Raw genomic sequence first — 20,086 nt, 5'->3', positions numbered from 1 at the left:
GCAACGGGCAGGATGGACCCGTGACCACCTCGTCCTCCCTGCCCCCGACAACCGTGACCTCGGTCGCTCCCGGACGGGTGAACCTGATCGGCGAGCACACGGACTACAACCACGGACTCTGCCTCCCCTATGCGATCCCGCTCGCGTGCACCGCGACGCTGACGGTCCGTGAGGACCGCGGGCTCACGATCGCCAGCGACAAGGGCGAGCCGTGGTCAGGGTCGCTGGACGACGTGTCGGCGCGTGCCGTGACCGGCTGGACGTCGTACGTCGCCGGGGTGATCTGGGCGCTGGGCCAGGACGGGTGGCAGGTGCCCGGCCTCGACATCACGATCTCCTCGACCATCCCGCTCGGGGGTGGGCTGTCCAGCTCCGCCGCGCTGGAGTGCGCGGTCGCGGTCGGACTCGCCGGCCTCCTCGGGCACGAGCTGGACACCGCCGCACGCCTGCACCTCGCCGAGGCCTGTCGCCGTGCCGAGACGGAGTACGTCGGTGCGCCCACCGGTGGCATGGACCAGCTCGCGAGCCTGCTGGGTGCCGTCGACCAGGCCGTGCTGATCGACTTCGCCGACCCGACCAACCCGTCGGCCGTGCCGGTCACGTTGCCGTTCAGTGAAGCCGGCCTCACGGTCATCGTGACCGACACCGGAGTGCGCCACTCCCTGGCCGACGGCGACGGCGGGTACGCCCAGCGACGTGCCGAGTGCGAAGCGGCGGCCACGACACTGGGGGTCGCATCACTGCGAGAAGCGACAACAGCCGATCTCGACGTCCTGACTGACCCGGTCGAGCGCGCCCGCACCCGGCACGTGGTCACGGAGAACGCTCGAGTCCGCGGCGTCGTGGCTGCCGTCGACACACAGGACTGGGTCGCGCTCGGGCGCCTCCTGGAGGAGTCCCATGCCTCGTTGCGGGACGACTTCGCCGTGTCCTGCCCTGAACTGGATGCCGCAGTCGACGCCGCACTTCGTTCCGGTGCTCTGGGGGCACGGATGACGGGCGGTGGGTTCGGCGGTTGCTCGATCGCACTGGTCCCCGTCGCCGAGGCCGAGCAGGTGAAGCTGAGCATCGACCACGTCTACGGGTTGCGCGGGTGGCAGCCGCCCCTGCACCACGAGCTGGCCCCTTCGGCCGGCGCCGGGCTCAGCCCTGGCGGCTCGGCTCCGGGATGAGGCAGAACGACCCGTCCGAGAACCCCGAGGGACGCACGCCGAGCGCCTGATTTAGCCGTGCCCGCTGGTTCTCCCAGGCGATCTCGGCCGCGAGCTCGGTCAGCTGCGCCCGGGTGAAGCGTTCGTTGAGACGCGCCCGCAGTTCGTCGGGAACCTCCGCCGGCGACGCCGAGATCGCCGCGGAGAACGCGACCACGAGCTGTTCGTCGGCGCTGAGCGCCGGGTTGCCGTCGGGCTCCAGCAGCGCAGCGAGCTTCTCGTCGGAGATGCCTTCCGTGCGCGCGATCTCGGCGCCGATGTCCAGGCAGTACTCGCAGTTCACGATCATCGCCGCCTTGGCGATCGCGAGCGTCTTGAGCGCAGCAGGGAGCCGTCCCATCAACATCAGGGACGACTCGTAGGTTCCCTGTGCGACGAGAAGCTGCGGGCGTCGTACCAACCAGCCGTAGAGGTCGCCGCGGTTGCGCTTCGCCTTGCGCATCACCTTCAGGTAGACCCAGATTCGCTTCAGGATGCCCATGCCATGGCCTTTCGGTGAGTGGTGAGGACGATCAGGACCAGTCCGGCCGCCACTTCGGCGCCGAGCAGGACCACGTTGAGGACGTCGTTGACGGCCGGGAGCAGCGGCGAGGGATGCGCGGCGTGATACATCAGGTGCGGGACGCTGAAGATCAGGTGGGCGATCGCCGCCATCCGGATCTCGGGGGCTCCTCCGAACACGCAGGCGCCCAGCAGGAGAAGGCCGATCGCCAGGAACCCGGCGCCCGCGTCGGTCACCAGGTGCTGGTTGTACGGCGGTTCGGCTGCCACGAGCGCCGGACCCAGGCCCGGGAAGTTGTCGAACCAGCCGCGCGGGCTCAGTGACGCCCAGACGCCGATCACGGTCTGGGGAACGGCGAGCACGATGCCGAACGCCCGCACGGGCGTCCCTGGGGAGGGTGTCGTCATGCCCGTTCTTCGCGGGAACGGCGCGAGGTGTCACGTCGGTCCCACCACCAGGCCGCGATCAGCAGCAGTCCGAGCGTGCCTTCGGTGACATGCAGGATGGCGCCGGCGGCGAACTCCCCGATCTCGCCGAGACCGTGCACGCCGAGGCTCAACGCGAGCGGGGAACAGGTCAGGACCGACACGCCCGCCCACGACCGGCGCACGGCCGCGGCCAGCGCGCAGACCCCTGCCGCCGTCATGGCCAGGGCACCCTCGAAGTAGGCGTGGGGGCCGTGGGGCTCGCCGAGGTTCTCCGCGATCCAGTCCCCCGCGATGATGTTGCCCAGCGCCTGGAACACGAACGCGAAGGCAAGGGCGGCGGCGACGGCGCTCAGGACCAGGCTGGGCCGGTCCTCCAGGAAGGGCCGTTCACGCGCCGGGACCTTCGCTGGCGCTGGAGCAGCGGCTGGCCGCATCGATGCATCGATGCGCGCAACGAGGGAGGCAGGGGGCGTCGGTCGTGCCGCGGCAGCAAGCCAGAGCACTCCCGGGTCAGCGTCCGAGCCGGCACGGCCGGACAGGACGTCATCGATCGACGTGTCCAGGATCTCGGCATCGAAGTCGTCAGACATCGCCCATCACCTCCCGCAACCGGCCGATTCCGCGGTGCAACAACATCCGAGCCGCACTCGGAGTGACGCCGAGGATCTCCGCGATCTCGGTCGAGTTGAGCTCGCTGCCGAACCGGAGGGCCACGGCTTCCCGCTCCCGCGGCGTCAACACACCCAGCCGGCGTCGTACCTCGTCGGCACCGAGGCGCCTCAGCACCTCGCCCTCGGGATCGTCGTCAGCCACCCCCTCGCCGAGGCCGGATGCCGCGAGGTCGGTCGGGAACTCCCGGCCGGTTCGGCGCCACCAGTCGGCGATCGTGTGGCGGGCAATGCCGATCAGCCAGCCGCCGACGCGGCCGCGGCTGGCGTCGTACCCCGACCAGGACCGCATCGCTCGTTCGAAGACCTGGCTCGTCACGTCCTCCGCATCGGTGTCGCTGGGCAGCCGCAGGCGCACGTAGCGCCAGACGGGCGTCACGTGTTCTGCGTACACCTCGGCGAACCCGCCGTCTGAGGTCTGCTGCATTCCGCTCCTACTTCGCGCGACGGCACCACGGTGTCACGTCCCATCCCGAAAAATGTGGAGGGCCCGCCCCGCAGAGCGCGGGACGGGCCGACCAGCAATGCTCAGCTGCTGATGCTCAGCTCACTTGAGCTCGGCGCTCGAGAGGTTGAGCACCCGGCGAGCCACGATCAGCTGCTGGATCTGCTGGGTGCCCTCGAAGATGTCGAGGATCTTCGAGTCGCGGGCCCACTTCTCGAGCAGCTCGGTCTCGCTGTAGCCGATGGACGCACACAGCTCGACGCAGGACAAGGTGACGTCGGAGCCGACACGGCCGGCCTTCGCCTTCGACATCGAGGCCTCGAGCGAGTTGGGCTTGCGGTTGTCCGCCATCCACGCGGCCTGGAGGGTGAGCAGGCGCGCACCTTCCCAGTCGGCCTCGAGCTGGAGGAACTTCGCGGCCGCAGCGTGCTGGAGGTACGCCGGGCGGTCGTAGTCGATCTCGACGCCGGCCTGCTTGAGCAGGTCGCGGGTCAGGTCGAGCGACGCGCGCGCCGTACCGACGGCCATCGCGGCCACCAGCGGACGGGTGTTGTCGAAGGTCGCCATGGCGCCGGCGAAGCCCTGCTCCACGTTGACCTCCGGGGAACCCATCAGGTTCTCCTTCGGCACGCGGGCGTCGGTGAAGGTGATCACCGCGGTGTCGGAGGCGCGGATGCCGAGCTTCTCCTCGAGCCGCTCGACCTTGACGCCGGGGGTGCCCTTCTCCACGACGAACGACTTGATCGCCGCCCGGCCGAGGGACTTGTCCAGCGTTGCCCACACGACGATGCAGTCGGAACGCTCGCCGGAGGTGACGAAGATCTTCTCGCCGTTGATGACGTACTCGTCGCCGTCGAGGACCGCGGTGGTCGACACCTGCGCCGAGTCGGACCCGAAGGCCGGCTCGGTGATCGCCATCGACGCCCACTTGCCGTGGAACCGCTTCATCTGCTCGTCGTTGGCGACCGAGGCGATGGCGGAGTTGCCGAGGCCCTGGCGCGGGAACGACAGCATCAGGCCGACGTCGCCCCAGCACATCTCGGCGACCGAGGTCACGGATGCCATGTTGGCGCCGTTCTTGACCGTCTTGTCGTCGGCGATGTCGTCGCGGCGGACACCGGTCGCGCCGGCGCCTTCGCTGGCACCCGACTCGGAGAGGCCGTCGATCATCGCGGCGAGGACGTCGAGTTCCTTGGGGTACTCGTGCTCGGCGAGGTCGTACTTGCGGGAGATCGGCCGCAGCATGTTCATCGCGACCTGGTGGGCCTGGTCGATGAGCGCCCGGTGCTTCCGGGGAACTTCGAGGTTGATGGCCATCAGACCAGCACCGTTCCTTCCATGATGCCGATGGCACGCAGGTCGCGGTACCAACGCTCGACCGGGTGCTCCTTGACGAATCCGTGACCACCGAGCAGCTGCACGCCGTCGTTGCCGATCTGCATGCCCTTCTCGGCGCACAGGCGACGGGCCAGCGCGACCTGCTTGGAGAAGTCCTTGCCGGCAGCGGCGCGGGAAGCGGCGCGGTAGGTCAGCAGGCGCATGGCCTGCAGCTCGATCGCGATGTTGGCGACCATGAACGCCACCGACTGGCGGTGGGCGATCGGCTCGCCGAACGCTTCGCGTCCCTTGACGTAGGGACCGACGTAGTCGAGCACGGCCTGGCCGGTACCGACGGCCAGGGCACACCAGGCGAGGCGCGAGAGGCGCACACACTCGGTGTACGTCGTACCGTCGGTCTCACCGAGCACGGCGTCGGCGGGGACCTTGACGTTCTCGAGGTTCAGCGTCGTCATCGATGCGGCCCGGACGCCCATGGCGGGGTCGCCACCGACGCTGAGGCCCTCGGTCGAGGACTCGACCAGGAACAGGACCGGCTTGCCGTCGAGCGCGGCGCCGACGATGAAGAGCTCGGCGCTCTCACCGCGGACGACCAGGCTCTTGGTGCCGTTGAGGACGTAGCCGTCGCCGCTCTTGGTGGCGGTGGTCGACGGGCTCAGGACGTCGAACAGGACGGTGGGCTCGTTGAGCGCGAGCGCAGCAGCCGGGACCTCGTCGCCCGTGAAGGCCGGGAGGTACGTCTGCTGCTGGGCGTCGGTGCCCCACAGGCCGAGGGCCGTGGCGACCGAGCCGGGCGCGAGGGTCGCGACCGCGAGGCCCATGTCGCCCTTGGCGAGGGCCTCCGCGACGAGAGTGCCGGCCATGGCCGAACGCTCCTCAGAGACGCCGCCAAGCTCTTCGGGCAGGCCGAGGATCGGCAGGCCGATCTCGAGGCTCGACTTGAGCAGGTCGTCGGGGGCCGCGCACGCAGCGTCGGCGGCCGATGCGGCAGGGCGCACGACCTCCTCGGCGAACTCGGTCACCAGGTCGACGAGCATCTGCTCGTCCTCGGTGGGCGTCAGGTCGAAGACACCGGTCGACGGGGCCGAGGCCGGCCGGGTGCCCGGCTGACCCTTCTTGCCGGCCTTCGAGAAGGTCCGGCTGGCGCTCGTCGCGGCCTTGAACCCGGTGCGGGTGACGTTGAAGACGACCTGCTCGGTCTGCTTGCGCAGGCCGACCTTGTCGAGGAGATCGCTCTGGGCGAGCCGGTTGAGGCCGGCGACGAGGTAACCGATGGGGTCTCGGTTCTCGTTGCTCGGAACCCCGTGCTTGCCGCCCGGCTTGAGGTTGCTGATCAGGGACATGACGTAAATGTAACTGTGAGTTACACATTGCGCTACATCTTCCGGCGATTCGGCGTGTGATCCGCGCATCAATCAGGGAGCGTCACCTTGAACGGAGTTCTCGGGATGCCGACCGTGCAGGTCGTCCTGACTCCGTCCACCGCGCAGCCGGTGGACCTCGTCCCCCGCACCTCCAGCGTTCCGGTGGTGAATTCCGCAGGAACCACGAACAGGACGTTCGGCTCGTCCTTGGTGCCGAGGTTGCGCCGCTCCAGCTCCTTGCGGTCCGGTCCCAGCAGATGCAGCTCCGGCGCGAAGAAGCCATGATCCTTGCCCCGCGGGTCCCGATAGGTCACCCCGATCCTCAGGTAGGCGAGATCAGGTGCGCCCACGGCTTCTTCCTCCTCGAAGAAGAACAGCTCCGCCCTGCCGACCGTCACGTCCCACGCGATGCTCGTGCGGGAGCCGCCCGCCTGCACGGTGACCTGCACGGGCTTGGTCCTGTTCACCCTTGCTGTCCGCTTCCCTCGGGCCAGGACCTCGATGTTGTTGCCCGTGGCACGGCCGTCGATCAGGGACACCCGCTGGTCGAAGCCGTCGCCGGCGTCGTACTGCAGTTCGACGGTGGCGTCCTCGGGTGCCGATGCGAGGAAGGTCGGGCCGCCAGCGGGCACCTCCCTCTCCGTCCCGGCCACCACGACCTTCAGGCCGAGGTCCTGCCACGCCACGCACTTTCCAGCGTTCTGGCACGGTCCCTTGGCCAGCGTGAAGGCAAGGAGCCGCTCCCCCGGCGCGGCCACCTGTGCCTCGTCACCGAGGCCGACCCGGTCCACCGGGCCGAGCGCGGTCACCTGGACGCCACCGAGGCGACCGGCAAGGACGACCCGGCCGGGTGCCTTCGCCGGAACCACGTCGCTGCTCGCGACCAGGGTTCCGGGACTCACCATGCGGACGTCGGGTTCCTTCGGTCCGTCGGTCGGCGGACCCGCCTCGCTCCGTGGTTCGTCGCCGAGGTTCAGGAGCGCGACGGCCCCAGCGCCACCGACAGCCAGGACGACGACCACGGCGGCCGCGACGAATCGGCTCCGTGACCGCTTCGTGCGGTGCGTGCTCGGGGGGAGAGGTGCGTCGGCGCGGGCTGTGGACCGCTGGGTGCGCGGTGCCGTGGGTGGCGGCACCGTGGGTGCGACGAGTACCGGCGGCGGATTGACGGTGGGGGGCAGGCTCACCGGTGGGGGCGGCACCGTCGGTGGTGTCTCCAGGAAGGCCGGGCGTGCGATCGAGTCCGACGGTGCGCGGTACCGCGCCAGGAGCGCCTGCTCGTCCAGGTCGCCACGGGCATGGGCGAGCACGGCGAGCGCCCACTCGGCGCCGGCTGCTTCCTGCGTTCCGCGTTGCTGGGCCAACCGGGCACCTTGCGCTTCGATGGCCAGCCCGGGATCGGCACCCTGGCTGATCTGTTCGATGACGCGGCCGAGGGCACCCAACCGGATCGCGTCGGTCAGCAGGTTCGCGTCGCCTTCGGTGGCCGACCCCTCCAGCACGAAGTCGTCGAATGCGGCCCGGAACTCGCTCGCGTCCGAGAGCACGGCAACGCCCGCCTGGCGGACCAACGCCAGGAGTTCGCGGTGGATCGACACGTCTTCACCGTCTCAGATCCGGGTGGGCTCGTCCGCGAATCCGAGGGACCGGGCGGCGCATGGCGGTCCTCGATTCCGATGGTCCTGGACGAAGCCGGTCACGGGGCCGCAACGGCGTGGCTACTGTGCAAGAGGCCCCTCGGGTGGCGCCGTCAATGCCGAGTCCCGTGGGGGGATCATGCAGCGGACCGTTCGCCGGACACTGGCAGCCGTCACTGCCAGCTCACTTCTCGCCCTTGCTCCCGTGGCGGCGACTCGAGCCGTGGTCGGGCCCGAAGTCGTGACGATTCACGGCTTCGAGGACCACGACGACATCTTCTACGAGGCCTTCGTCTGCCCCGGTCAGGCTGAGTCGCCCTATTACTACGACTACCGCCTCGGGGGCGCCCGCGGCCATCAGGCCACCGGGTTCCAGTTCGACGACACGGGCGTGATGGCCGGGCTCACTGCTGAGGTCAAGGATCCGACAACACTCTCCTCGGTGACGTGGTCGACGCTGCATCCCGATCTGCCCGTCAACGCGAACCCGGACGGCTACGCCCTCGCCCAGTACTACCCCAACAACTTCGGCGATGACGACGGCTACTGGTTCGCCATCAGCCCTCTGTTCGCCGGTGGTTCGGGATGGCAAGGAAGCGGAGACCTCGCCGACATCGTCTTCCAGTGGGCATTCCTCGACATCGAAACGGACGAGGTCGATCCCACCCGGGGTTTCCAAGGGACCGTCGCGGAGCTGGCAAACGACTACCTTTCCAACGGCAAGGCCGCCTACGTCGGGTTCGCCTACGGCTGCACCGGGCGCACCTACTACATGGACAACCTGCGGGTCACGAGCGCGGGCAGCGACCGGATCTACGATTTCGAGGGCGCCCGGTCCGGGGCGTACATCTCCGCCACGCTGGAGCACCGGACCGATGCACCGGTGATTCGCGATGTCACGCGCATCAACCTGATCCACGGGCAGGACCACTACCTGCTCGGTGACGGATACGGCTTCTCGGACGGCGTCGTCCCTTCCGGCTGGACCGCGGGGACCGCTCAGCTCCACCGGCGGTTGTACGGTTCGCCGAGCTTCACGTATGCGGGGGCAAGGCCGTACACCGAAACGACCTACGGCCAGTTCCACATCACGCCGCAGAGGCTGACGCTCTACCAGCTCCGCACTCCACCCGGAGCGGTGTTCGCCGGCAGCGTCTCGAAGACCCTCGTCGTCACCGTCAAGCGCAGGATCAGTGCCACCCTCGCGAGGGACAGGGTGCGGCGTGGTCGGCAGATCGTGGTCTCGGGTCGGATCGCTCCCGGCGATCGGGACGTGACGGTGACCTTGCAGAGGCGGGTCGACGGCAGGTGGTACAACCTCTCCTCTTCCCGAACCACCACTGGTGGGTACTACCAGCTGAGCACGCTGGCCAGGACGGCCGGCAAGAAGGTGCTCCGGGTCAGCGTCGTCACCGCGAAGGGCAACCTGGGCAACGTGTCACCGAGCCTGGTGGTGACCGTTCTCCGGTACCGGCCCCCGGCCACTCGATCGGTCTTCGTCATCAACGCCATTCCGCCGACACACCCGCCGGTGATCACGATCGACGACGGCACGCCGCCCCACGACGGCCATCGCCTCGCCTTCTCGTCGGCCCAGGGTGATCCCGGAGGTCCCCTCCCCGTCCGCAGCTGGCCACAGAACCTGCTCGAGGCGCACGGCGACTGACGCACCCGATGCACGCGCTCCTAGGATTCACCCATGGCGTGGGGCAAGGGCGACGAGAGCAGCGACGAGCACGTGGTCGAGACGGTGGTGGCGCCGTACGGACCGCTGCCCCGAGGCGGTTCGGTCCGGCCGATGACCCGGTGGGGCACGCCGGTCATGCACCGCCCCCAGCAGCTGGTCACCGTGTTCGACGACCAGCTCCGGGCGCTCGCCGCCGACATGGTCGCGACGATGTACGCCGCCGACGGGGTGGGCCTGGCGGCCTGCCAGATCGGCGAGGACGTCGCGATGTTCGTCTTCGACTGCCCCAACGACGAGGACGAGCGCGTCATCGGCGTGGTCTGCAACCCGACGCTGGTCCTGCCCGAGGGCAACGACCGGTACCTCGACGACAGCCCCGAGGGATGCCTGTCCTTCCCAGGCGCGTTCGTCCCCTGCGCGCGTCCCGACTTCGCGGCGGTGGAGGGCCAGGGGCTGGACGGGCAGCCGGTGCGCTTCGAGGGCGACGGACTGCTGGCCAAGTGCCTGCAGCACGAGACGGACCACACGCTGGGGACCGTCTTCGGTGACCGGGTCTCTGCGAAGGCGATGAAGAAGTTGCGCAAGCAACAGGAGGCGGCGGCCGACGACTTCCCGGCCAATTGGCCGACCTGAGGTCGTTTCCGGCGGCGACTGGGTTACCTTTCCCGACATGCCTGTCGACCGCCAGCTCGTCCCGCTCCTGTCCCTCATTGCAGCGGGGACCCCGGTCCACGCCCAGTCCGCCGTGGACGCACGCGCGGCGTACCGCAAGCTGACCGTCGACTTCCGGCCGCCGGGCACGATGGCGGAGGTCGCCTCTGTCACCGATGACAAGGTCGCCGGTGGTGACGGTCCGCTGGCCGCGCGGGTCTACCGCCCCGAGACGGAGGGACCCGTCCCGACGGTCGTCCTGTTCCACGGTGGTGGGTTCGTCTTCGGCGACCTCGACACCCACGAGGCAATGGCTCGCTCCATCTGCCACGGCACGCAGTCCGTCGTGGTGGCGGTCGACTACCGCCTGGCCCCCGAGGCGCGGTTCCCGAGTGCGCCGAGGGACGCGATCGCTTCGGTGCTCGACATCCAGTCCCGCCTCGGCGAGTACGGCGGCAGCGAGGTCCTTGCGGTCGCCGGCGACTCCGCGGGCGGCAACCTGTCAGCCGTCGCCGCCCAGCACGTGCCCGGCATCGCCGCCCAGTTCCTCGTCTACCCGACGACCGCGATCGTCGGCGACTTCCCGTCGCGGGAGGAGAACGCGACGGGCTACTTCCTGGAGTCCGGCACGCTGCTGTGGTTCCTGACCCACTTCTCCGCGGAGGGGATGGACTTCGAGGACCCCTTGGCTGCCCCGCTGCGCGGCGACCTCGCTGACCAGCCGCCGGCCGTCGTGGTCACCGCCGGGTTCGACCCGCTCCGCGACGAGGGCATCGCCTACGCCGAGGCCCTGGCGGCGGCCGGCGGCCAGGTCCACCACCAGGCCTACCCCGACCTGATCCACGGCTTCTTCGACATGGGCACGTGGTCGACCCACTGCCAGCAGGCGATCGACGAGTCGATCGCGTTGTTCGCGACGTTGCTGCGTTCCTAGTCGCAGCGGGCCACGCTCAGGCCTTGCCGGCGTGGCTCGGCAGGACGCAGGCGGCGTCGAGGCCGAGCACCCGGTTGAGCCGGCCGAAGCCGATCCACGAACCGAGGCACATCGAGAGCTCCGCGATCTCGCGGTCGCTGTACTGCGCCCGCATCCGCTGCCAGAAGCCCTCGTCGAGCCCGTGGTGGTCCAGGGCGAACCGCTCGGCGTACTCGGCGGCGATCCGGGTCCGGTCGTCGAAGTCGCGGGTGGTGCGCCACTCCGCGACGGCTTCGTCGAAGGACTCCTCGACCTTGGCGCCGTCGCGCTCGGTGCGCCAGTCCTGGCAGAACAGGCAGCCGTTGATCTGGGCGATCCGCAGGCGTGCGGCCTCGAACTCCCGCAGGCCGAGCGTGCTGTGTTCGTAGATGCTCATGGCGAAGGCCGATGCGGCGGGACCGATGCCGGGCACCAGCTCGCCCCAGACGTAGAGGATCGGGTCCTTGCCCTCGGGGATGTCGATGAACACGTCACTTGCCCTTTCCACGGAGGTAGACGCTCGGCTGCAGCGGCACGTCGAGGCCGTCGTACAGGCCGGGCGCGGCGGAGCGCAGCCACGGGATCGAGTTCACCAGGCGGTTGGCGGCGGTGGCGTTGCCGCCCGCGGCGCGGTTGCCGCCCTCGTCGGTCGCTTCCACGTTGATCTCGATGCGCGGGCGTCCTTCGATGATCACCCGGTGCGCGCCGTCCCCACCGTCCGGCGGCATAGGCCAGTCGTAGGCGCACGCAGGGGTGATCCGGGTGACGTGCTCGATCACGATCAGGGGCTCGCCGTCGACGATGCCCTGGACCTCGAAGCGCAACCCGCCCTGGGTTCCCGCGTCGAAGTCACCGAGTGCGGTGGTGACGGTCGCGTCGAGCGCTCGCCGCTCCACGGTCTCGCGCAGCTCGTCGACCTCGACACCGAGGGCGCGGGCAATCATCCGGATCTGGCCACCCCAGACCATGGACGGGATCCCGGCCGCGACCATCATCGGCTCGTAGTCCATCGGCTGGCCCATGCCGACGATGTAGCGGACCGAGTCCTCGGCGTCGTAGGTCGAGTAGTCGAAGATCTCCTGGCACCGGACCTGCTCGATCTCCGAGGACAGTCCGCTGACGAGAGCGGGCAGGAGGTCGTTGCCCCAGCCCGGGTCGATGCCGCTCACGAAGAGCGCGGAACCGCCCTCGGCACACGCTTTCTCGAGCGGCTCGCGGAGCTCGTCGGGGGCGCTGCGGTGGTCGTAGAGGGCATAGATGGACGGCGTCACCACGACGGCGCCACCGCTGAGAGCACGAGCGATGTCGACGGCTGCCTCGTCCGGGCGCAGCTCGCCGGAGGCCGCATAGGCGACCGCTCCCCCGCCACCGAGGGTGGCGAGCGCCGCGTCGACGTCGCTGGTCGCCGCGACGTCGAGGGTGCGGCCGAGCTCGGCGAGGTCGCCGGCGTCGCGGCCGACCTTGGCCTCGTCGGCCACGATGACCGCCGCGAGCGTCAGGTCGGGATGGGCCGCAACGGCGCGGATCGATGCGCGTCCCATGTTGCCGGTACCCCAGACGACGACCGGGACCGGCGAGTAGAACGTGTTCTCATTTGCCATGGGTGGAGGTTAGGCCCCCGGAGCGACGGAAGAAAGTGGTACACGGTGTCAGCCTCGGGTCAGCCTCGGGTCAGCCTCGGGTCAGCCTCGCGTCAGCGTCGAGCGGTCACGTAACAAGCGACCGCGGTGGCTGCGGCAACGTTGAGGGAATCGATGCCCGGAGCCATCGGGATGATCGCGCGCCGGTCGGCCGACTCCTCCCAGCGTGACGACAGGCCGTGGCCTTCCGACCCGAGGACCAGGGCGACCTTGTCGAGTCCCTGCACCGCTTCCTCGATCGGTACGGCGTCCGGCGCGAGCGTCATCGCCACGGTGGTGAAGCCCGCGCGGCTCAAGGCCGGCAGGGCGTCGTACCAGTCCGGAATGCGGGTCCACGGCATCGTGAACACCGCACCCATGGCGACCTTGATGGACCGGCGGTACAGCGGATCGGCGCAGCGGGGTGCGAGCAGCACGGCGTCGAACTCGAAGGCTGCGCCGGAACGGAGGATCGCACCGACGTTGGTGTGGTCGACGATGTCCTCGAGCACGAGGACCGATCGGGCGCCCTCGAGCACCTCCTCGACGGGTGGAAGCGGTCGGCGCTCGAGCGAGGCCAGGGCGCCGCGGTGCACGTGGAACCCGGTCACCTCCTCGGCCATGTCCTCGGCGACCACGAAGCACGGTGCGGTCGAGCGGTCGAGGACGTCCGCCAGTCCGTCGAGCCAGCGCGGGGCCATCAGGAACGAGCGCGCGGTGAAGCCGGCCTCGATCGCCCGCCGGACGACCTTCTCGCCCTCGGCGAGGAACAGTCCGTGCTCGGCCTCGAGGTTCTTGCGCAGCTCGACGTCGCGCAGGTCGCGATAGTCAGCGAGCCGCGGGTCGGCGGCGTCGGTGATCTCGACCAGGTCAGCCACGCGGGCCTCAGTAGGCGTCGGGATGGGCGATCGCGACGACCTCGCCGATCACGATGATCGCGGGCGGCTTGACCGACTCCTCCTGGAGACGAGTGGCCAGTGTGCCCAGCGTGGCCAGGACGGTCCGCTGCGTCGGCATCGTGCCGTCGCAGATCACCGCCACCGGAAGGGTCGCTGCCCGGCCGCCGGCGATCAGGGCCTCGGCGATCTTCGGGGCGTTCTCGACGCCCATCATCACGACGACGGTGCCCTGCATCGCACCGAGTGCGTCGTAGTTGACCAGCGACTCGGGGTGACCGGGCGGCAGGTGTCCGGAGACGACGCTGAACTCGTGGGTGACTCCGCGATGGGTGACCGGGATGCCAGCGACGGCGGGCACGGACACGGGCGAGGTCAGCCCCGGGATCACGGTGACCGGCACGCCTGCTTCGCGGCAGGCGAGGATCTCCTCGTACCCGCGACCGAAGACGAAGTTGTCGCCGCCCTTGAAGCGCACGACCCGCTTGCCCGCGAGGGCGCGGTCCACGATCACCCGGTTGATCTCCTCCTGCTGCGCCGACCGTCCGCGCGGCAGCTTCGAGACGTCGATCAGCTCGACGTCCGAGGGCAGGTCGCCCAGCAGCTCGCGCGGAGCGAGCCGGTCGGCCACGACGACGTCGGCAGCCATCAACGCCTTGCGGCCGGCGATCGAGATCAGCTCCGGATCGCCGGGGCCGCCGCCGACCAGGGTCACGCCGGGCGTCCGCTCCGGCAGGCCCTCACGGTGGTGCGGCGCGGCGATGGTGCCGTCACGGAGCCCGGCGAGGATCTCGTCGCGGACCGCCACGGATCGACGCGGGTCGCGGTTGCCGACCACGGCGATCGTGATGCCGGCCTCGCGGCCCACGGCGGGAGTCCACGCCGTACCGAGGGTGGCGTCGTCGGAGCGGACGCAGAAGATGCGCTGGGCCTCACAGAGCGCCGAGACGTGGTCGTTGACCTCGCGGTCGTCGGTCACGGCAATGACGTACCAGGCGCCGTCGAGGTCGGTGTCCGTGAAGGGCCGCTGGTGCCACGTGATCTCGTCGGAGCCCACGAGGCCCTCGATGGCCATCGTGACGTCAGGCGACACGACGTGGACGTCCGCACCGACCGCGATCAGCTGTGGAACGCGACGCTGTGCGACGTGGCCGCCACCCACAACGAGGACACGGCGTCCGGCGAGACGAAGGCCGGACGGGTACGGGGGAAAGTCGGTCACGGCACCATTCTCTCGCCTCGCCCATTTGGTCCGGTGACACGGGCCAGTTGGCGGACTACGTTCGCCTCCATGAGTCTCGAACGTCCAGTGACCCCGGACCCCTATCCCCTGCTGCCCGCCACCGCATCCTTCGGCGTCACGAGCGCCGACGTGATCGACGGACAACCCCTGACCGAGGACCAGGTCTACGCCGCCGGGAACACCTCACCCGAACTGACCTGGGAGCCCGGCCCGGAAGGCACCCAGAGCTACGTCGTCACCTGCTTCGACCCCGATGCGCCCATTCCGAGCGGGTTCTGGCACTGGGTCGTCGTCGACATCCCGGCCGATGTGACCAGCCTGCCGGCCGGTGCTGGTGACTCCGACGAGACCCTTCCCGACGGCGCCTTCCACATCCGCAACGACTTCGGCACCGCCGAGTACGGCGGAGCGGCGCCGCCCGAGGGCGACCAGGTCCACCGCTACTTCTTCGTGGTGCACGCCGTGAAGGAGCCGAAGCTCGGTGTCGACGCGACGGCGACCCCCGCGGTCGTGGGCTTCAACCTGGCCTTCAAGACGCTCGGTCGCGCGATCCTCACCGGCACCTACGCGTACTGAGGGGCGTCGCGACCCAGCCGTTCGGCTCGGGCTACTCGACGGCCTTCACAAGCCCATCTGCTTGGCGATGATCAGTTTCATCACCTCGGAGGTGCCGCCGTAGATCCGGTTGACCCGGTTGTCGGCGTACAACCGGGCGATCGGGTACTCGTTCATGTAGCCGTAGCCGCCGTGGAGCTGGAGGCAACGGTCGATCACACGACTGGCGACCTCGGTGCAGAAGAGCTTGGCGGACGCCGCATCGGCCGGCGTGAGCTCGTCGGCGTCGAGGGCCTCCAGCGCCCGGTCGGCAACGGCCTGCGCCGCGTCGACCTCGGCCTGGCAGGCCGCGAGCTCGAACTTGGTGTTCTGGAAGGACGCGACCGGCGTGCCGAAGACGATCCGCTCCTCGACGTACTGCTGGGCGAAGCGGACGGCGGCCGCTGCCTGGGCGTACGCGCCGTAGGCGATGCCGAGCCGCTCCTGGGGCAGGTTCTGGCCGAGGTACTTGAATCCCTGGTGCTCCTCGCCGAGCAGCTGGTCGGCCGGGATGAAGACGTCGCTGAACGCCAGTTCGGCGGTGTCGGACGTCCGCAGGCCGATCTTGTCCAGCTTGCGACCGACGGAGTAGCCGTCGGCCTTGGTGTCGACCACGAACAGCGAGATGCCGAACCGGCGGTCGTTCTCCTCTGCCGGAGCGGTGCGCGCGCACACGATCATCCGGTCGGCGTTCACGCCGCCCGTGATGAACGTCTTGGCGCCGTTGAGGACGTAGCCGTCGCCGTCCTTGCGGGCGGTGGTGCGCATGCCCGCGAGGTCGGAGCCGGCGCCCGGCTCGGTCATCGCGATGGCGTACATCTCCTCGCCGGACACGAAGCCCGGCATCCACCGGGCCAGCTGTTCCGGGGTGCCGAGGTTGAGCAGGTACGGCAGGCACAGCGCGACGTGGACCCCGGAGCCGCCGAAGCTGACCGCGGCGCGCGCGGTCTCCTCGTACTGCACGGCGGCGAACTTGAAGGAGTTGATCCCCGCGCCGCCGTACTCCTCGGGCACCTCGATGCCGAAGAGGCCCAGCTCGGCGAGCTTCAGGTAGAACTCGCGCGGGACGATGCCGGCGTCGTACCACTCCTGGTAGTGCGGAGTGACCTCCGACTCGATGAACGACCGCAAGGTCTTGCGGAAGGCTTCGTGGTCCTCGTTGAAGACGGTACGGCGCATGACGCTCCTGTCACGACGGTGCTGGGACCCTCATCGTGCCGTATCGGGCCCGGCAGCGCGGAGCAGATCCTCGAACGACACGGGCCCGGTTGCCCTCGGCGCCGGAGAGGTCCCGCCGATCAGGGCGGCGAGCTCCGCGGTCGCGCGTGCGACGCGCTTGCCCAGGGCGCCGTCCGCGGTCGAACCGAAGTCCTCGCTCGCGGCGAACACGCCGGTCGGGACCACCACGGCGTGCAGGTAGGCGAACAGCGGCCGGAGCGCGTGGTCCAGGACCAGGCTGTGCCGCGCCGTCCCGGCGGTGGCCGCGACGAGCACGGGGGTCCCGTCGAGGGCGCCGGGCTCCAGGACGTCGAAGAACGTCTTGAACAGGCCCGAGTACGACGCCGAGAACACCGGCGTGACGACGATGACGCCGTCCGCGTGCTGCACCGCGTCGAGCGCCGCAGCCAGGTCGCCGGTCGGGAAGCCCGTCAGCAGGTGGTCGGCGAGCGCGTGCGCGAGCGGGCGGAGCTCGACGTGCTGGACCTCGACCTCCTCGCCACGCGACGCGATGGCCCGTTCCGTGGCTGCGCCGAGCTTGTCGGCGAGCAACCGCGTCGAGGACGGGACGGACAGGCCGGCGGAGACGATCACGACCTTGCGCATCAGACCGTCACCTCCTTCGTCTCGTTCGCCGCCAGCTGCGAGGCGTGCGTCGGTGCATCCGGTACGTCGTCCGGTCGGCCTTCGGCGAACCCGGCGCGCATGGCGGGCAGGATCTCGCCGAGCAGGTCGAGCTGCTCGAGGACCGTCTTGAGCGGCAACCCGGCGTGGTCGACCAGGAAGAGCTGGCGCTGGTAGTCGCCGACGTAGTCCCGGAAGGACAGGGTCCGCTCGAGGACCTGTTGCGGCGAGCCCACGGTCAGCGGCGTCTGGGACGAGAAGTCCTCCAGCGACGGGCCGTGACCGTAGACGGGTGCGTTGTCGAAGTAGGGCCGGAACTCGTTGATGGCGTCCTGGCTGTTCTTCCGCATGAAGATCTGGCCACCGAGGCCGACGATCGCCTGCTGCGCGGTGCCGTGTCCGTAGTGCGCGAAGCGGTCGCGGTAGAGCTGCACCATCTGCGCGGCGTGGGAGGCGGGCCAGAAGATGTGGTTGTGGAAGTAGCCGTCGCCGTAGTAGGCCGCCTGCTCGGCGATCTCGGGGCTGCGGATCGAGCCGTGCCACACGAAGGGTGCGATGCCGTCGAGGGGCCGGGGAGTCGACGTGTAGCCCTGGAGCGGCGTCCGGAAGCGACCTTCCCAGTCGACGACGTCCTCGCGCCACAGGCGCCGCAGGAGTGCGTAGTTCTCGACGGCGAGGTTGATGCCCTCGCGGATGTCCTTCCCGAACCACGGGTAGACCGGGCCGGTGTTCCCGCGGCCGAGCATCAGGTCGACCCGGCCGTCGGTGAGGTGCTGGATCTTCGCGTAGTCCTCGGCGATCAGCACCGGGTCGGTCGTCGTGATCAGCGTCGTGGCGGTCGAGAGCAGCAGGTTCGAGGTCTGGGCGCCGATGTAGGCGAGTGTCGCGGTCGGGTTCGACGCGATGAACGGCGGATTGTGGTGCTCGCCGGTGGCGAAGACGTCCAGGCCGACCTCCTCGGCCTTCTTCGCGATCGCGACGGTGTCCTTGATCCGCTGGTACTCGCTCGGCGTACGACCGGTGGTCGGGTCCTCGGTGACGTCCCCGACGGTGAAGATCCCGATCTGGATGCCCATGGCGCCTGTCCTTTCCTCGTGATCACGGTCAGTTGCCGTGTCACCTATCTCCAACCGAGGGTGGCACAGGTGTATTCCGCGCGCCAGTCCGGGCCCTCTCCGTGCGGCAACGCCCCAGGTCAGGAGCGCTGGAGGATCAGCACCGCCCGGTCGTCCTCGCCGCGGTCCACGAGGTCGATGATCCGGCGGGCGGCACCTTCCCAGGCGGTGAGGACCGCATCCCGGGCCGTGGCCTGCAGCCAGCCGATCCCCTCGCCGATGTCGGCCGACCGGGACTCGACGACACCGTCGGTGTAGAACAACAACGCCTCCCCCGGCGCCAGCTGGCCCACGCTGTCGTGGACCTCCGGCGCCTCGGACACACCCAGGGCGGTCCCGCGGGCGTTGTCGACCTCCCAGCGCTCCGCCTGCGACACCCAGCGCAACGCCGGCGGGTGGCCGGCGCTCCGGATCCGGTAGCGCCCGGAATCCAGTTCCACCTCGACGTGGACGGCGGTCGCGAAGCTCTCGTCCGAGGGTTGCCGCAGCAGGTAGGCGTTGGCCGCTCCGAGCAGTTCCTCCGGGCGGACCACCCCGATCAGGCTCTGCAGTGCCCCCGCGAACTGGAGGGCGACCGGCACCGCCGTGACTCCGTGTCCGCACACGTCGACGAGGACCATCTGGAGCACCCGGGACTGCACGTCGAGGTCGGCCACGATGAAGTCGCCGCCGTACTCGAACCCCTCGGCGGCCAGCATGGCCGACTGGTTGTTCCACCCCGCGGGCAGGGTCGGAACCTTGCCCCGGGCCTGCAGCCGGGCCCGCAAATCCGCGAGCAGCACCTGTTCGCCGCCAGCGGCGGACGGCACGCCCGACACCGGTGGCTCCATCACCCCAGCCTACGCAGGGGTAACCTGTCCGCGGGCCCGGTCCGACCAACCCCCCTTGGCCGGACCGGGTCCGCCCACTCGTGACATTGACCGAGGAGGATCCGTTGGGCACCGAGCCGGAGATCGACGTCCTCGGAGAGCCGTGGCAGGCCGAGACGATCCCGCTCGCCGACGACTTCGAGGGTGAGGTCGTCGCCACGCTCGTCAGTCGGCGGCTCGACTCCCCGACCGAGCTGGCGACCCTGCACGTGCACGGGTTCTCGGACTACTTCTTCCACACCGAGTACGCCGAATGGTGGCTCGAGCACGGTCACGACATGTACGGCCTGGACCTGCGCAAGTACGGACGGTCGATCCGCCCCCACCAGTCGGTCACCTTCGTCGCGAGCCTCGACGAGTACTTCGAGGAGCTCGACGCGGCGTGGGAACGGATCACGGTGCGCGACGGCCACATGCGCGTCGTCCTGTCCGGCCACTCCACGGGAGGGCTGATCGTCGCGTTGTGGGCTGATGCCCGCAAGCCGAAGGAGCTCGCCGGGCTGCTCCTCAACTCGCCGTGGCTCGACCTGCAGGGCAAGGCACTCCTGCGCACCCCTGTCGCCAACGCCGTCCTGGACCGGGTCGGCCAGCGCCAGCCCCTGCGCGAGCTGCCGCGCGACGTCAACGGCTTCTACGTGCGCAGCCTGCACCGTGACCACGAGGGCGAGTGGGACTTCAACCTCACCTGGAAGCCGGTCGAGTCGTTCCCGCTGCGGTTCGGCTGGCTGCGTGCGATCCGGCAGGGCCACGGACGGGTCCAGGCCGGGCTGTCGGTCCCGGCCCCGGTGCTCGTGCTGTCCTCGGACCGCAGTGGACCGGCGTCGGAGATGGCGGGCGACGTGTTCAGCACCGACATCGTGCTCGACGTCCGACAGATCCGGCGCTGGTCGACGGCGATCGGGAACCACGTCACGTACGTCGCCGTGCCCGGAGCACTGCACGACGTGATCCTGTCGCGCAGTACCCCGCGAGCCACGGCGTACGCCGAGATCGAGCGCTGGCTCCGGACCTACGTCAGCTGACGC

21 protein-coding genes are annotated in these 20,086 nt (G+C 69.7%); 6 read left to right on the top strand and 15 right to left on the bottom strand.

Annotation, left to right across the window (positions count from 1 at the left end):
• Positions 1–20: 20 nt before the first annotated feature.
• Complete coding sequence (galK, locus tag ACOACQ_RS21220; RefSeq protein WP_378600991.1) at positions 21–1,172, top strand: galactokinase; 1,152 nt, start codon at positions 21–23, stop codon at positions 1,170–1,172.
• Here the strand turns inward: galK and ACOACQ_RS21215 are convergent.
• The 7 genes from ACOACQ_RS21215 to ACOACQ_RS21185 all read right to left on the bottom strand — a co-directional run bounded on the left by ACOACQ_RS21215 (position 1,144) and on the right by ACOACQ_RS21185 (position 7,554).
• Complete coding sequence (locus ACOACQ_RS21215) at positions 1,144–1,692, bottom strand: carboxymuconolactone decarboxylase family protein (RefSeq protein WP_378600994.1); 549 nt, start codon at positions 1,690–1,692, stop codon at positions 1,144–1,146. The two genes, galK and ACOACQ_RS21215, sit on opposite strands and share 29 nt — an antisense overlap.
• On the bottom strand, positions 1,680–2,120 hold the full coding sequence (locus tag ACOACQ_RS21210; RefSeq protein ID WP_378600997.1) for a hypothetical protein: 441 nt from the start codon (positions 2,118–2,120) through the stop codon (positions 1,680–1,682). The genes ACOACQ_RS21215 and ACOACQ_RS21210 overlap by 13 nt, the downstream gene beginning before the upstream one ends.
• Positions 2,117–2,731, bottom strand: a complete 615-nt coding sequence (locus tag ACOACQ_RS21205) for a hypothetical protein (RefSeq protein ID WP_378601000.1) — start codon at positions 2,729–2,731, stop codon at positions 2,117–2,119. Before ACOACQ_RS21205 ends, ACOACQ_RS21210 begins: the two co-directional genes overlap by 4 nt.
• Complete coding sequence (locus tag ACOACQ_RS21200) at positions 2,724–3,236, bottom strand: RNA polymerase sigma factor (RefSeq protein ID WP_378601002.1); 513 nt, start codon at positions 3,234–3,236, stop codon at positions 2,724–2,726. Before ACOACQ_RS21200 ends, ACOACQ_RS21205 begins: the two co-directional genes overlap by 8 nt.
• A gap of 120 nt (positions 3,237–3,356) precedes the next feature.
• Positions 3,357–4,571 carry an acyl-CoA dehydrogenase family protein gene (locus tag ACOACQ_RS21195; protein ID WP_378601004.1) on the bottom strand — a complete coding sequence of 405 codons (1,215 nt, stop codon included), beginning with the start codon at positions 4,569–4,571 and terminating at the stop codon, positions 3,357–3,359.
• Positions 4,571–5,935 carry an acyl-CoA dehydrogenase family protein gene (locus tag ACOACQ_RS21190; protein ID WP_378601008.1) on the bottom strand — a complete coding sequence of 455 codons (1,365 nt, stop codon included), beginning with the start codon at positions 5,933–5,935 and terminating at the stop codon, positions 4,571–4,573. The genes ACOACQ_RS21195 and ACOACQ_RS21190 overlap by 1 nt, the downstream gene beginning before the upstream one ends.
• A gap of 68 nt (positions 5,936–6,003) precedes the next feature.
• Positions 6,004–7,554: a hypothetical protein gene (locus tag ACOACQ_RS21185; RefSeq protein ID WP_378601013.1), complete on the bottom strand. Its 1,551-nt coding sequence runs from the start codon at positions 7,552–7,554 to the stop codon at positions 6,004–6,006.
• 178 nt (positions 7,555–7,732) lie between these two features.
• Here ACOACQ_RS21185 and ACOACQ_RS21180 point away from each other — a divergent pair, with 178 nt between their 5' ends.
• Genes ACOACQ_RS21180 through ACOACQ_RS21170 form a run of 3 tightly spaced genes read left to right on the top strand, consistent with a single transcriptional unit; the run spans position 7,733 to position 10,865 of the window.
• Positions 7,733–9,259, top strand: a complete 1,527-nt coding sequence (locus ACOACQ_RS21180) for a hypothetical protein (protein WP_420289246.1) — start codon at positions 7,733–7,735, stop codon at positions 9,257–9,259.
• A 33-nt stretch (positions 9,260–9,292) separates the two neighbouring features.
• Entirely contained in the window at positions 9,293–9,913 is a 621-nt protein-coding gene (def, locus tag ACOACQ_RS21175) for a peptide deformylase (protein ID WP_378601021.1), read from the top strand.
• A gap of 37 nt (positions 9,914–9,950) precedes the next feature.
• The gene (locus ACOACQ_RS21170) at positions 9,951–10,865 is read left to right on the top strand and encodes an alpha/beta hydrolase (protein WP_378601024.1); all 915 of its coding nucleotides are present in this window, start codon (positions 9,951–9,953) and stop codon (positions 10,863–10,865) included.
• Positions 10,866–10,881: 16 nt separating this feature from the next.
• Here the strand turns inward: ACOACQ_RS21170 and ACOACQ_RS21165 are convergent, their stop codons facing one another.
• The 4 genes from ACOACQ_RS21165 to cobA form a co-directional block, all read right to left on the bottom strand.
• On the bottom strand, positions 10,882–11,373 hold the full coding sequence (locus tag ACOACQ_RS21165) for a carboxymuconolactone decarboxylase family protein (RefSeq protein WP_420289245.1): 492 nt from the start codon (positions 11,371–11,373) through the stop codon (positions 10,882–10,884).
• Position 11,374: 1 nt separating this feature from the next.
• Complete coding sequence (locus ACOACQ_RS21160) at positions 11,375–12,484, bottom strand: dihydrodipicolinate reductase (protein WP_378601030.1); 1,110 nt, start codon at positions 12,482–12,484, stop codon at positions 11,375–11,377.
• 92 nt (positions 12,485–12,576) lie between these two features.
• Positions 12,577–13,380: a TrmH family RNA methyltransferase gene (locus ACOACQ_RS21155; RefSeq protein ID WP_378601033.1), complete on the bottom strand. Its 804-nt coding sequence runs from the start codon at positions 13,378–13,380 to the stop codon at positions 12,577–12,579.
• 7 nt (positions 13,381–13,387) lie between these two features.
• A complete protein-coding gene (gene cobA, locus ACOACQ_RS21150; RefSeq protein WP_378601036.1) occupies positions 13,388–14,620 on the bottom strand; it encodes a uroporphyrinogen-III C-methyltransferase in 1,233 nt (410 codons plus the stop codon).
• 69 nt (positions 14,621–14,689) lie between these two features.
• Here cobA and ACOACQ_RS21145 point away from each other — a divergent pair, with 69 nt between their 5' ends.
• Entirely contained in the window at positions 14,690–15,217 is a 528-nt protein-coding gene (locus ACOACQ_RS21145; RefSeq protein WP_378601039.1) for a YbhB/YbcL family Raf kinase inhibitor-like protein, read from the top strand.
• Between the two features lie 45 nt (positions 15,218–15,262).
• On the opposite strand, the gene ACOACQ_RS21140 is transcribed toward ACOACQ_RS21145, so the two are convergent.
• The 4 genes from ACOACQ_RS21140 to ACOACQ_RS21125 all read right to left on the bottom strand — a co-directional run bounded on the left by ACOACQ_RS21140 (position 15,263) and on the right by ACOACQ_RS21125 (position 19,022).
• Positions 15,263–16,414: an acyl-CoA dehydrogenase family protein gene (locus ACOACQ_RS21140; protein WP_378601042.1), complete on the bottom strand. Its 1,152-nt coding sequence runs from the start codon at positions 16,412–16,414 to the stop codon at positions 15,263–15,265.
• Positions 16,415–16,444: 30 nt separating this feature from the next.
• Complete coding sequence (locus ACOACQ_RS21135; RefSeq protein ID WP_378601046.1) at positions 16,445–17,059, bottom strand: FMN reductase; 615 nt, start codon at positions 17,057–17,059, stop codon at positions 16,445–16,447.
• Entirely contained in the window at positions 17,059–18,147 is a 1,089-nt protein-coding gene (locus ACOACQ_RS21130; RefSeq protein WP_378601232.1) for an LLM class flavin-dependent oxidoreductase, read from the bottom strand. The genes ACOACQ_RS21135 and ACOACQ_RS21130 overlap by 1 nt, the downstream gene beginning before the upstream one ends.
• 125 nt (positions 18,148–18,272) lie before the next feature.
• Positions 18,273–19,022, bottom strand: a complete 750-nt coding sequence (locus ACOACQ_RS21125; RefSeq protein ID WP_378601049.1) for a PP2C family protein-serine/threonine phosphatase — start codon at positions 19,020–19,022, stop codon at positions 18,273–18,275.
• 104 nt (positions 19,023–19,126) lie between these two features.
• On the opposite strand from ACOACQ_RS21125, the gene ACOACQ_RS21120 reads away from it, so the two are divergent.
• A complete protein-coding gene (locus ACOACQ_RS21120) occupies positions 19,127–20,083 on the top strand; it encodes an alpha/beta hydrolase (RefSeq protein WP_378601051.1) in 957 nt (318 codons plus the stop codon).
• Positions 20,084–20,086 lie beyond the last annotated feature (3 nt).

It is taken from the genome of Nocardioides sp. CPCC 206347 (assembly GCF_048654605.1).
Lineage (GTDB): Bacteria > Actinomycetota > Actinomycetes > Propionibacteriales > Nocardioidaceae > Nocardioides.
Note: the sequence above shows the minus strand (reverse complement) of the source record. Positions and strands in the feature narration are given on the sequence as shown.